Here is a 12,911-nt window from a genome sequence, read left to right on the forward strand (position 1 = left end):
TCGCCGCGCACACACGACCCCGGGAGGATGGGTGGCACTCGCCCGCCGAACACGCACCGCGATCGCCGTCGGCTCGACGCTCGTCGGCCTGATCGTCGTGCTGCTCGTCGTCGGCCTCCCGCTGTACGTCTTCCCCGCGAGCGCGACGATCCAGCGCGCCGACCTGGTGCAGGTGCTCGGCCCGGCGCAGGACGACCGCATCGAGATGGCCGAGCAGCTCGTCGCCGACGGCTACGCCGGGCACATCCTCGTCTCGGTTCCCCCCGAGGGCGAGCCGGCGTCGGATCCCGAGTGGTGCTCGGACCCGCTCTTCACGTGCCGCGTGCCGGACCCGTACACCACCGACGGCGAGACGGTCATGCTCGAGCAGTACGCGCGCGAGCACGGGGTGTCGAGCACGATCGTCCTCACCGAGACCGGGCACGTCTCGCGCGCCCGCTACATCTACGCCACGTGCTACCCGGGCGAGGCGACCGTCGTGGAGGTTCCGGCCGAGCGCACGCTGTCGTGGCTGCTGTGGACGTACGCGTACCAGTCGGGCGCCTTCATCAAGGCCTTCCTGACGCCGTGCGCCGACACGCCCGGCCCCTGAGCGGGCTACGCTGATCCCGTGCGCCTGGGAGTCCTCGACATCGGCTCGAACACCGTCCATCTGCTGATCGCCAACACCCGCCCGGGCGGCAGACCCCTCGCGGCGACGAGCAATCGCACCGTGCTGAGGCTCATGCGCTATCTGCAGCCCGACGGCTCGATCAGCGAGGAGGGCATCGTCGCGCTCGAAGAGGCCGTGGGCCAGGCGCGCCGGACGGCCGAGGACGAGAAGGTCGACGAACTGCTCGCCACCGCGACGTCTGCGGTCCGCGAGGCCGCCAACGGCGAGCACGTGATCGAGCGCATCGAGACCGCGCTCGGCCAGCAGCTGCAGGTGCTCGGCGGCGAGGCCGAGGCGCGATACACCTTCCTCGCGGTGCGACGCTGGTTCGGCTGGTCGGCCGGGCAGATCCTGCTGTTCGACATCGGCGGCGGTTCGCTCGAGATCGCGGCCGGCGCCGACGAGCTGCCGGATGCTGCCGAATCGGTCCCGCTGGGCGCTGGGCGCATGACCGTGGAGTTCCTCCCCGACGATCCGCCCACCGAAGACGATATCGAGGCGCTCAAGAAGCACGCCATGAAGGTCCTGAAGCCGGTCGCCGAGCGGTTCGGCGAGCTCGATCGACCCGACCACGTCGTCGGCTCGTCGAAGGCCATCCGGTCGCTGGCGAAGCTCGCGGGGTACCCCGTGCCGGGCTGGTCGGGCATCGAGCGGATGGTGCTGCCACGGCAGGCGCTGAAGTCCTGGATCCCGCGCCTGGCGCGCATCCCCGCGGAGGCACGGCAGGAGCTTCCCGGCATCACCGCCGACAGGACGTTCCAGATCGTGGCGGGCGCTGTCGTCCTCGAGCGCGCGATGAAGGCGATGGACGTCGAGGAGCTCGAGGTGTCGCCATGGGCGCTGCGCGAGGGCGTGATGCTCCGCTACATCGAGGCGATGGCCTGGGGCTGAGCGCCCCGTCCCCGATCGCGCCGGCGGGCACACCCCTGGACTCGACCCCGCACCCGGGCGAGACTGGGCTGAGCGATCGGCTGGGGCCTGGACGCACGACCGCGGATGCGCCCCGACCGGCAGCGGATGCGAGGAGGCGCGGCATGCCTGCAGACACCATCACACTCTCGACGGCCCGCCCGCTCGCTCTGGACGAGCTGCAGGCGGTCGCCCGCGAGGGCGCCCCCGTCGGGCTCGCAGACGATGCCCGCGCCCGCATCGCGCAGGGCCGGGCGGTGCTCCAGGACGCCCTGGATGCCGGGACGCGCGTCTACGGCCTCAACACGGGCCTCGGCCACATGCGCGACGAGGTGATCCCGACCGAGGTCCTGCTGGCCTATCAGCCGATGATCGTCACGGGCCATGCGGCCGGCGTCGGGATGGCGCTCGGCGATGCCGAGGTGCGCGCGATGATGCTGGCCCGCGCGGCCGGCGCCGTGCGGGGCTACAGCGGGTTGAGCGTCGCGACGGTCGAGCGGTACCTCGAGCTGCTCAACGCCGGCATCGTGCCGCTCGTTCCGGCCGTCGGCTCCATCGGCGCCTCGGACCTGTCGCATCTCGCCGCGATCGGCCAGACGCTGATCGGCCTCGGCGAGGCGCGATACGCGGGCGAGCGGATGCCGGCGGCCGATGCGCTGGCCCGCGCGGGCCTGGAGCCGCTGGTGCTCGGCCCCAAGGAGGGTCTCGCCGTCGTCTCCGAGAACGCCTATGCGATCGGCGTCGGCGCCTTGGCGCTCGGCGAGATCGCCCGCGTCCTGCGGCTGGCGGACGTCGCCGCGGCGCTGACCATGGAGGCGACGGGGGCGAACCTGTCGCCGCTGGATCCCGAGGCGGCGGTCGCACGCCGGTTCGCCGGCCAGGCCGACGTCGCGCGCGCAATCCTCGCCCTGCTGGAAGGCAGCCACCTCACCGAGCCCGGGGCGGCGGTGTCGCTGCAGGATCCGCTCTCGGTGCGCACGGTGGCTCAGGTGCACGGGGCGGCGCTGCGCACCTTCCGCGATCTCGCCGCGGTCGTCGAGACCGAGCTCAACTCCGCCGACGACAATCCGCTGACCAGTCCCGACACCGGCCGCGCGATCTCGACCGGCAACTTCCATCCGATGGAGCTGGCGCTCGGATTCGAGGGGATGCGGGTCGCGCTGGCCCACCTGGCGCTCACGAGCGAGCGGCGCGGCAGCGCCATGGCCACCCGGCTGTGGGAGTCGCTCCCCGATCCGGCGGAGCTGTGGCGCTCCGCGGGCATCGGCGGGTACGCGTACGCCGCGACGCTCGCGCGCATCCGCACGCTCGCCGGGCCGATCACCCTCAACATCCCCGCGCTGGACAACGGTCAGGAGGATCACGCGACGGGCGCTCCTCTCGCCGTCGACCTGACGCGCGAGGTGACCGGGCTGCTCGAGCAGATGTACGTCGGCGAGATCGCGACGGCGACCGTCCTGCTCTCACGCAGCGGGCACCGAGCACTCGGACGCGGGACGGGCCCGTTCGCCGAGCTCGTGCGGGAGGGGATGGCGACGCGAGGTCGGGACGAGTCGGGGGCCGACCTGCTCGACCGCGTCGGGCGCCGGATCAGCGCGCGGGTGTCCGCGCGGATCGCGCCGGATCAGTCGTAGCCGAGGGTGACGATCGCCTCGGTGACCGGCGGGTTCTCCATGGGGGTCATGGTCGGGTAGCCGAGGGGCATCGCGCTGTGGGTCGGGTTGAATCCTGCGGTGTTCACGTTCCCAGTCTACCTTCTGTGGTCTGACCACACAATGGCCACCCCGGGAGTCGGGAAGGCACGTCCCATTCTCGTCCGTGCCGCCTCGACGCGTGCACAAGACGCGCCCGTGCGCGCGCCGGCGGCCTCCCGGATCTGGCACCGGCACTGGACTCCCCCGTCGCGAACGGGCCAGTATGGGCGAGTATGGGGACGCGCGCTGCGATCCGAACGCCCGACCAGCGCATCCGGGTCTTCGTCAGTTCCACTCTGCGGGAGCTCGAGCCGGAGCGCCGAGCGGCGCGCGCGGCGATCGAGTCGCTGCGTCTGGCCCCCGTCATGTTCGAGCTCGGCGCGCGCCCGCACCCGCCCCGCGATCTGTACCGGTCGTACCTCGCGCAGAGCGACGTGTTCCTGGGCATCTACGGCGAGAGCTACGGATGGGTCGCCCCCGATGAGCAGGTGTCCGGGCTCGAGGACGAGTATCTGCTGTCGGGCGACCTGCCGAGCCTCATCTACATCAAGGACCCCGCACCGCAGCGGGACGAGCGGCTGACGGGTCTGCTGGGGCGCATCCAGGACGACGACCGCGTGTCGTTCCTGCAGTACTCGACGCCCGAGCAGCTGGGCGAGTACATCCGGCGCGACCTGGCGACGATGCTCGCCGAGCGGTTCGTCGCCGTGGAGGACCGCAGCACGCTCGCCGACGAGGCACCGGCGACACCGACGATCTCTGCGTCGGATCTCCCCGTGCGGTACTCCCCCATCATCGGGCGGGATGCCGACCTCGCCGCGGTGCGCGGCATGCTCGCCGATCCGTCGGCGCGACTCATCACGATCCAGGGTCCCGGAGGCATCGGGAAGTCGCGCTTCGCCATCGAGATCGCCCACGAGGAGGCCGGCGCCGGGCGCGATGTCGCGTTCGCCGGACTCGAGGCCGTCACGTCGCCGCAGAACGTCATCGCCGCGCTCGCGCGCGCGCTCGGCGTGCGCGACGCCGCGAATCAGGGGTCTCTGGAAGACAAGCTCGCGGACGCCGTGGGCGGGCGCGAGGTGCTGCTCGTGGTCGACAACATGGAGCAGGTGCTCGATGCCGCGTCCACGCTGGTGCGGCTCCTCGCCGAAGCGCCCTCCCTGCGGCTGCTCGTGACGAGCCGCTCGCCGCTGCGCGTGCGGGCGGAGCGCGTGTACGAACTCGGAGCGCTCGCCATGCCCCGGCGCGACGCCGACGCCGACGAGGCGACCCGCACCCCGGCCGTCGCTCTGTTCGCGGAGCGGGCGGCCGCGGTGCGCCCGGGGTTCGCGGTCACCGACGACAACGTCGGAGCGGTGACGGCCGTGTGCCGCGCCCTCGACGGCGTGCCCCTGGCGATCGAGCTGGCCGCGGCGCGCACGCGGTCGCTGTCGACGCGCGATCTGCTGCGCCGCCTGGATTCGTCGCTGTCGCTGCTGGTGTCGGGACCGCGCGATCTGCCGGAGCGCCAGCGGGCGCTGCGCACGACGATCCAGTGGAGCGTGGATCTGCTCGATGACGAGGCCCATGCGGCGCTGCTCGCCCTCTCGGTGTTCCGGGGACCGTTCAGTCTCGAGTCGGCCGAACGACTGCTCGACCTGCTCGAGACGCCCGACCCGCTCGGGGCGATCGAGGCGCTGGTCGACTCGAGCCTGCTCAGCCGTGCCGACCGCGGCGCGACGCCGCGATTCCGGATGCTGGCGGTGGTGCGCGCCTATGCGGCCGAGCTCCTGTCCCCGCCCGACGCGGCCGCGGCGCACGCCGCGTGGATCGAGGTCTATGAAGAGCTCGCGACGCGCGCCGAGAAGGGCCTGCGGGGCGAGGACCAGATCGCGTGGCTCGCGGGGCTCGAGGCCGAGGCGTCGAACCTCGCCGGCGTCATGCGCGCACAGCTGGACGACCGCAGACTCGACGAGGCCGCGTCGCACGCGTGGCTGCTGTACTTGTTCCTGTGGATCGGCGGCTATCTCGGCATCGAACGCGACTGGATGGCGGAGCTGCTCGACATCGCCGAGCGCGACGGAGTCCCGATCGAGGACCGCACCCGCGCGATCGCGCTCTACCACGTCAACGCCGTGCAGTTCTGGCAGGACCCCGATTACGACGCGAGGCCGGGTATGACCGAGTCGCGCGATCTGTTCGCGCGGGCCGGGGATGAGGCCGGCGCCGCCCTCGCGGGCGTCTCGGTGGGCCTGGCGCTGCTGGCGCGCCGCGATCCGGCGCTGTTCCCGAGCGCCATCGCCGAACTCGAGGGCAGCCTCGCGCGCTATCGCTCGATCGACCACACGTGGGGCATGGCGATGGCGCTCGTGACCCTCGGGCGGATCGCCCTCCTCGCGGGCGACGTCGCCACCGCCCGCACCCGGTGCGAGGAGAGCCTCGCGCTGGCGCGCTCGGCGGGCGAGAGGGTGGGCATCGTGATCGCCCAGAACCACGTGGGATGGGCGAGGTTCCTCGCCGGCGACGCCGAGGGAGCGCGCGTGGAGTTCGCCGAGTCGCTCGACATCTCGCTCGCGCTGCGCCACGAAGAGGGCATCGCCTACGGGCTCGAGGCGTTCGTCGCGCTCAAGGCGGCCGCCGGCGACGCCGCCGGCGCGGGGCGTCTGCTCGGGGCCGCCCAGACGCTGCGACGCCGCAAGGGCATCCTCAACCCCGGCGCGTTCGAGTTCTACATGATCCCGCTCGGCGCGCTGCGCGAGGCCGGCCTCGGCGACGAGATCGACCGGGCCGCCGCGGCGGGAGCCGAACTGTCCGTGACCGACGTGCTGGGGGACGTACGTGACTGAGAACATCACCGGGACGGATGCCGCGACATCCGCCGCTCCCATCCGCAGCGACCGGATCCTGCCGGTCACCCGCTGGGTCGCCGTGATCATCGTCCCGTTCCTGGTGGCGGCGGCGGTGCTGCTGTTCGGCCTGCCGGCGCGCAGCGGCGAGCTGTTCGCGTGGCAGATCGACCCGCCGCTGTCGGCCTTCATGCTCGCCTCGGCATACGTCGGGGGGATCTGGTTCTTCGGCCGCGTCGCCTTCGAGCGCAGATGGCACCGCGTCGCACCCGGCTACCCCGCCGTGACGGTGTTCGCGGCGGCACTGATGGTGGCGACGCTGCTGCATCTGGACCGCTTCTCGGACAACATCTCGTTCTGGACGTGGCTCGTGCTCTACGCGACGACGCCGTTCATCGTCGCGGCGCTGTGGGCGATCCAGCGCCGCTACGCCGACCCGCGCCCCGATGATCCCGAGACGCTCGTGCCCGGCTGGGTGCGCTGGGCCGTCGCGATCGTCGGCACCGGAGCGCTCGTCTTCGGCGCGCTGATGTGGATCGCGCCGGACGCGATCATCCCGCACTGGGCGTGGGAGCTCACTCCGCTGACCGCGAAGGTCGTCGGCGCGGTGCTGTCACTGACGGCGGTGGTCGGGTACGGGATGCTCGCCGACGCCCGCTGGAGCTCTTTCCGCATCCTCTTCCAGGCTCAGCTGGTCAGTCTCGCCGCGATCATCGTGTCCCTGATCCTCGGCGCCGCCGCCCTGCGGCCGGATCGCCCGATGACGTGGGCGTTCCTCGCCCTCATCGCCTCGGCGGCCCTGCTGTATCTCGCCCTGACGGTGTGGATGGAGCGGCGGCTCCGCACCCCCTGAACCACGGCGCTCCCGCAGCGCCCGTTCGCGGCGAGTTCCCAGCGCGCGGACATGCAGCTGCCACCCCGGACCCGTATGCTCGAACGGAACAAGGGGAGTACTCCCTCGCGGTGAGCGCGTCATTACGGGTCCGACGACGGATCCCGCGCCGCCGGTCCGGCTGCGGCCGTGGTGGAGGAGACCTTGGCGAAGCCGTTCGCCGACGTCTCTGGAGCAGCCGTGGACATCACTCCCCTCGTGTGGATCATCACGATCGCCATCACGATCGCCTTTTTCGTGTTCGAGTTCTACGCGCACGTGCGAAAGCCGCACGAGCCGTCGATCGGTGAATCCGCGCGGTGGTCGGCGTTCTACATCGCCCTCGCCCTGCTGTTCGGCGTCGGCATCGGGCTGGTGTCGGGATGGGACTACGGCGGCGAGTACTTCGCCGGCTACCTCACCGAGAAGGCCCTGTCGATCGACAACCTGTTCGTGTTCCTGCTGGTGATGACCGCCTTCGCGGTGCCGAAGATGTACCAGCAGAAGGTGCTGCTGATCGGCATCGTCATCGCCCTCGTGATGCGCGGGGCCTTCATCGCGGTCGGCGCCGCGCTCATCGCGAACTTCTCGTGGGTGTTCTACCTGTTCGGCGCCCTGCTGCTGGTGCTGGCGTACCGCCAGGCGTTCGCCGATCACGCAGGCGATCCCACCGACACCCGGCTGATGCGATTCGCGCGGCGGCACCTGCCCCTGTCGGACGAGTACGACGGCGATCGCCTCTTCACGGTGCGGAACGGCCGGCGCCTGGTCACCCCCATGCTGCTGACGATCATCGCGATCGGCGTCGTCGACCTGGTGTTCGCGGTCGACTCGATCCCGGCGATCTACGGGCTGACGGAAGAGGCCTACATCGTCTTCACCGCGAACGCCTTCGCGCTGATGGGCCTGCGCCAGCTGTACTTCCTGATCGGCGGACTGCTCGAGCGGCTGGTCTACCTGGGACAGGGCCTGGCGGTCATCCTCGCGTTCATCGGGGTGAAGCTGCTGGTCCACGCCCTCCACGTCAACGAGTTGCCGTTCGTCAACGGCGGCGAGCCCGTGAAATGGCTGCCCGAGATCCCGATCTGGTTCTCGCTGCTGTTCATCGCCGCGACGATCACGGTGGCGACGGTCGCGAGCCTGGCCAAGACCCGGCGCGACCGCGCGCGGGCGCTCGATCGCGCCGGGCGGGGAGAGCGGATGCCGTGACGGCGGCTACGCCAGCGCGAGCTCCTGCAGGACGACCGCCGAGAGGCGATCCGCGTGGCGCTGGGCGTCCTCGGCCGAGGCCGCCTCGACCATGACGCGCACGACCGGCTCGGTGCCCGACGCGCGCAGCAGCACGCGTCCGGTGTCCCCGAGCTCGGCTTCGGCTTCCGCGACGGCCTCGAGCACGGCCGGGTGCTTGACGCCTTCGCGGTCGACGCCCTTCACGTTCACCAGCACCTGCGGGTACACCGTCATGACCGAGGCCAGCTCGGCGAGGGTCTTGCCGGTGCGGGCCATCTCGGCCACGACGTGAAGACCCGTCAGCAGGCCGTCGCCGGTGGTGGCGAAGTCGCTCATGATGACGTGGCCGGACTGCTCGCCGCCGAGCGAGTACCCGCCGGAGTTCATCCGCTCGAGCACGTAGCGGTCGCCGACGGCGGTCTGCTCGACGCGGATGCCGTGCTCCTCCATCGCGCGGTGCAGGCCGAGGTTGCTCATGACGGTCGCGACGAGGGTGTCGTCCTTGAGCGCGCCGCGCTCCTTCATCGACACCGCGAGGATCGCCATGATCTGGTCGCCGTCGACGACGGCGCCGTTCGCGTCCACCGCGAGGCACCGGTCGGCGTCGCCGTCGTGCGCGATGCCGACGTCGGCGCCGTGCTCGACCACGGCGGCGGCGAGACCGTCGAGATGGGTGGATCCGACGCCGTCGTTGATGTTGAGGCCGTCGGGGTCGGCGCCGATGACGGTCACCTTCGCACCGGCGTCCTTGAACGTCTCGGGCGAGACGCCGGATGCCGCGCCGTGCGCGCAGTCCAGCACCACGTGCAGGCCGTCGAGGCGATGCGGCAGGGATCCGAGCAGGTGGACGACGTAGCGGTCCTCGGCATCGGCGAAGCGGCGGATGCGGCCGACGCCCGCGCCGGTCGGCTGCAGTTTCGCGCCGTTCATGGCGCGCTCGATGCGCTGCTCGACGATGTCGGGCAGCTTCACGCCGCCGCGAGCGAAGATCTTGATCCCGTTGTCGGGCGCGGGGTTGTGCGATGCCGACACCATGACGCCGAAATCGGCGTCGATGTCGGCGATCAGGAACGCCGCCGCGGGCGTCGGGAGGACTCCCGCGTCATGCACGTCGACGCCCGACGAGGCGAGACCGGCTTCGACCGCTGCCGAGAGGAACTCGCCCGAGACGCGGGGATCGCGGGCCACGACGGCGGTGATGCGCTTGCCTGCCGCCCGGCGGGCGTCGGCCGTGCGGCCCTGGCCCAGGACGACGGCGGTCGCCTGGGCCAGGGACAGAGCGAGGTCGGCGGTGAGGGGGCCGTTGGCCAGCCCCCGCACGCCGTCCGTGCCGAAAAGCGGCATCGGAACCGACTCGCTTTAGCGCTTCGAGTACTGAGGCGCCTTGCGGGCCTTCTTGAGACCGGCCTTCTTGCGCTCCTTGACGCGAGCGTCGCGCGAGAGGAAGCCGGCCTTCTTCAGGGTCGGGCGGTTGTGCTCGGCGTCGATCTCGTTCAGCGCGCGGGCGATGCCCAGGCGCAGAGCGCCGGCCTGGCCCGAGGGGCCGCCACCGTGGATGCGCGCGACGACGTCGTACGCACCGGTGAGGTTGAGCACGGTGAACGGGTCGGTGATGAGCTGCTGGTGCAGCTTGTTCGGGAAGAAGTCCTCGAACGCACGACCGTTGATGGTGATGGTGCCGGTGCCCGGGATCAGGCGGACGCGGGCGATGGCCTCCTTGCGGCGGCCGACCGCGGCGCCGGGGACCGAGAGCACGGGGCGCTCGGCGGCGACGGCCTCCTGGTCGACGGGGGTCTCGGTCGAGAAGTTCTGGGCGGTGTCGTTGTCTGCCACGAGTGTGTCCTTAGTCTGAGGAGGCGCTTACTGGGCGACCTGGTCGAAGGTGTACGTCTTGGGCTGCTGGGCGGCGTGCGGATGCTCGGCACCGGCGTAGACCTTCAGCTTCGACAGCTGCTGGCGGCCCAGCGTGTTCTTGGGGAGCATGCCGCGGACGGCCTTCTCGACGGCGCGGACCGGGTTCTTCTCGAGGAGCTCCTCGTACGAGACGGCCTTGAGCCCACCCGGGTAGCCCGAGTGGCGGTAGGCCATCTTCTTCTGGAGCTTCTGGCCGGTGAGGGCCACCTTGTCGGCGTTGATGATGATGACGAAGTCGCCCATGTCGACGTGAGGGGCGAAGGTCGGCTTGTGCTTGCCACGGAGGATGGCGGCCGCGTGCGAGGCGAGGCGTCCGAGGACGACGTCGGTCGCGTCGATGACCAGCCACTCGCGCTGGGCTTCGCCAGCCTTGGGGGTGTAAGTGCGCGTCACAGTAGTGCTGCTTTCTTGATTCGAACGGAGAGGTTCGTGAATCCCGCTCCGGGGTGGTTCTCCGGCCGACAGCCGGGGGAACACGCCAGTGGAGGGCTCACGTTCGCGGCGCCGCGCCAGCAGGACGCAGGCACCAAAGGGTTAGTCTACGGCATGGCGGATGCCGCGCCAAACCCGCTGGATTCCGGCGGGGACTACGGGGTCGAGTCCGTCGTCACGGGGTCGGGTGTCGGGTAGTCCCACGGGATCAGCCACGGCTCCTCGATCTTGATGCGCTCCTCTTCGTCGCGCAGCGCGGTCACGGCGGCGGCGTAGTCGAGCATGTTCTGGATGCCGGTGCGATCGCTCTCCTGCGCGGCGACGACCTCGTCGGCCCTCGTGGTCACCGCGTCCCGGTAGGTCTGGGCGGGCAGGCCGTTCTCCCCGACGATCGTGCGGGCGGATTCCGGGAGAGTCGACCCGAGCGCCGTTCGCGTCGTGCTGAGGGCGCCGAGGGCGTCGTCCAGGGCGGACGACGCGGCGTCGGCCTCGGTCGTGAGGGAGTCGAGGACGACCGTGTAGGCCTGAGCGTCCCTCGTCGCTGCCTCGAGGGAGTCCAGATCGCTCGTGTCCACGTCGCCGCGCTCGTACGGCGCGGGCACGGCCGGAACGCCGGCGTCGACGATCGCCCGCACGTCGTCGATCGCGGACTGCGCGGCCGCCTGCGCGTCGTCGGGACTCATGCCCTTCAGCGCCGCGACGGCGGGCTCTGCGTAGTCCGCGGCCTCGACCGCGCGGGCGCTGAGGTCGTCGAACTCGGCGATCGACTGCTCGAGCTCCTGCCGCGGCTGATCGATCTGCGCCTCCACGCGGTCGAGCACGGTGACGGCCTCGGCCACGCGGTTGTTGTGGGCGATGAGGTTCGCGACGACGACCGCGCCCACCGCGATGAGGGCCACGATCAGGACGGAGAGCGCGATGCCCCACTCCCTGCTCCGCCAGCGGGGCCCGCCGAAGCGGGATCGCGCCGGGACGAAGACCGGTTCGCCGGGTCGTGCGACCGCGGGCGTCGCGTCGGACTTCTTCGAGCGCTCGCCGCGCCCGCGGGTACGCCCCGCCGGTGCCTCGGATGCGGCTGCCGCCGATGCGGATGCCGCTGCGGCCACCGGCTCGGGGGCCGAGACGTCGTCGGCCTCGGGCTCCACGGCGTCGGTCGCTTCGGGCGCGGGCGCGGGGAGGGGCTCGCGCTCGGCGGCGGGCTCGGCGCTCGGGACGGGCTCGGCGCTCGGGGCCTCGGCCGAATCGGGCTGCACCGGGGTCGCCGCGGTCGTGCCGTGCCACAGCCAGGAGATCCCGCTCCGGTGCGGTGCCGGTTCGGCTTCGTCGGCCGCCGCGGTCGGGACAGCGCCGGTGTCGAGGGACAGGTCGCCGAAGAGATCGTCGAGCTCGTCGAGCGCCGAGCGGCGCCCCGCGCTCGCGTCCGGCTCCGACGACGCTCCGTCGACGGAACCTGCCTCGGCGGCGGTCTGCGTGGCGGGCTCGGACATCGCCGCCGCTGCCGGCTCGACGCGCTCGGCCGGGTCGACGTCCTCGGCGGGTGCCGCCGGCGCCGGCTCGACCTGCGCGTCGGCCGGCGGCGTCGCGGCCACCGGCTGAGCGGCTTCGGCCTGCGCGTCGATCGTGGGCGCCGGCGCCTCGGGCGCGGACTCCGGCTGCGTGACGGCCTCAGGCACGGGCGTGGGCTCGGGCTCGGGCTCGGGCGGCGCGATGACCTCGGGCGCTGCGGTCGGCTCCGGCTCAGGAGTCGGCTCCGGCTCTGGCTCCGGCTCCGGCTCCGGCACGATGACCTCGGGCGCCGGTTCGGGCTCGGGCGCCGGTTCGGGCTCGGGGGCCGGTTCCGGTTCGGGCTCGGGGGCCGGCTCCGGCGGCACGATGGCTTCGGGCTCCGGCTCGGGGGCCGGCGCGAGCCTGCCGGCTTCGATGGGCTGGTCGAACAGCGCGTCCAGCTCCTCGACCGAGCCGTCGGACGCGCCCACGTCCTCCTGGACCTGTGGGCGCGACGGTCCCGTGCCGAACAGCGCGTCGAGGTCGTCCTCGACCGACGGGCGCTCGCTGGTCGGCGTCTGCGCCGACGAGAAGAGCGCCGACAGGCCGTCGTCGGCGACGCGGCCGGGTTCGGTCTCGCGGGCCGGGCTCCTCCCGAAGAAGTCCGCGAGCATCCGCGCACGGTCGTCGGCGGCGCCACCTGCCGGTGCGCCGCTCTGCCCGCCCCCGCGGGGGTCGGAGCTGCCGCCTGTGCCTCGAGGATTGCCCATGATCCTTCGCGCCCGCTGGTCGTCGTCGCGGGCGCGGCCAGTGTACACGCGCGCGGAGAACCGATTCTGAGCGTCCGCCGAACCCCCGCTGCACCATCCGGGCGCCTCGAGCCCTGCCGATGTCGGAGC

General features: G+C 72.1%; 10 protein-coding genes. 6 read left to right on the forward strand and 4 right to left on the reverse strand.

What is annotated here, in order from left to right; genetic code table 11:
• Window positions 1–31 precede the first annotated feature (31 nt).
• The 6 genes from P0L94_10000 to P0L94_10025 all read left to right on the forward strand — a co-directional run bounded on the left by P0L94_10000 (window position 32) and on the right by P0L94_10025 (window position 8,160).
• Complete coding sequence (locus tag P0L94_10000; GenBank protein ID WES62792.1) at window positions 32–592, forward strand: hypothetical protein; 561 nt, start codon at window positions 32–34, stop codon at window positions 590–592.
• An 18-nt stretch (window positions 593–610) separates the two neighbouring features.
• Window positions 611–1,543: a Ppx/GppA phosphatase family protein gene (locus P0L94_10005; protein ID WES62793.1), complete on the forward strand. Its 933-nt coding sequence runs from the start codon at window positions 611–613 to the stop codon at window positions 1,541–1,543.
• Window positions 1,544–1,686: 143 nt separating this feature from the next.
• Entirely contained in the window at window positions 1,687–3,195 is a 1,509-nt protein-coding gene (locus P0L94_10010) for an aromatic amino acid ammonia-lyase (GenBank protein ID WES62794.1), read from the forward strand.
• Window positions 3,196–3,488: 293 nt separating this feature from the next.
• Window positions 3,489–6,080 carry a DUF4062 domain-containing protein gene (locus tag P0L94_10015; GenBank protein ID WES62795.1) on the forward strand — a complete coding sequence of 864 codons (2,592 nt, stop codon included), beginning with the start codon at window positions 3,489–3,491 and terminating at the stop codon, window positions 6,078–6,080.
• The gene (locus P0L94_10020; protein WES62796.1) at window positions 6,073–6,933 is read left to right on the forward strand and encodes a hypothetical protein; all 861 of its coding nucleotides are present in this window, start codon (window positions 6,073–6,075) and stop codon (window positions 6,931–6,933) included. Before P0L94_10015 ends, P0L94_10020 begins: the two co-directional genes overlap by 8 nt.
• Window positions 6,934–7,116: 183 nt before the next feature.
• Window positions 7,117–8,160 carry a TerC family protein gene (locus P0L94_10025; protein ID WES62797.1) on the forward strand — a complete coding sequence of 348 codons (1,044 nt, stop codon included), beginning with the start codon at window positions 7,117–7,119 and terminating at the stop codon, window positions 8,158–8,160.
• Window positions 8,161–8,166: 6 nt separating this feature from the next.
• On the opposite strand, the gene glmM is transcribed toward P0L94_10025, so the two are convergent.
• From glmM to P0L94_10045, 4 genes are all read right to left on the reverse strand, one after another.
• A complete protein-coding gene (glmM, locus tag P0L94_10030) occupies window positions 8,167–9,525 on the reverse strand; it encodes a phosphoglucosamine mutase (GenBank protein WES62798.1) in 1,359 nt (452 codons plus the stop codon).
• Between the two features lie 15 nt (window positions 9,526–9,540).
• A complete protein-coding gene (gene rpsI / locus P0L94_10035; GenBank protein WES66312.1) occupies window positions 9,541–9,936 on the reverse strand; it encodes a 30S ribosomal protein S9 in 396 nt (131 codons plus the stop codon).
• 105 nt (window positions 9,937–10,041) lie between these two features.
• Complete coding sequence (rplM, locus tag P0L94_10040) at window positions 10,042–10,488, reverse strand: 50S ribosomal protein L13 (protein ID WES62799.1); 447 nt, start codon at window positions 10,486–10,488, stop codon at window positions 10,042–10,044.
• 194 nt (window positions 10,489–10,682) lie between these two features.
• A complete protein-coding gene (locus P0L94_10045) occupies window positions 10,683–12,782 on the reverse strand; it encodes a hypothetical protein (protein WES62800.1) in 2,100 nt (699 codons plus the stop codon).
• Window positions 12,783–12,911: the final 129 nt, after the last annotated feature.

The organism is Microbacter sp. GSS18, from assembly GCA_029319145.1.
Taxonomy (GTDB): domain Bacteria; phylum Actinomycetota; class Actinomycetes; order Actinomycetales; family Microbacteriaceae; genus Microbacterium.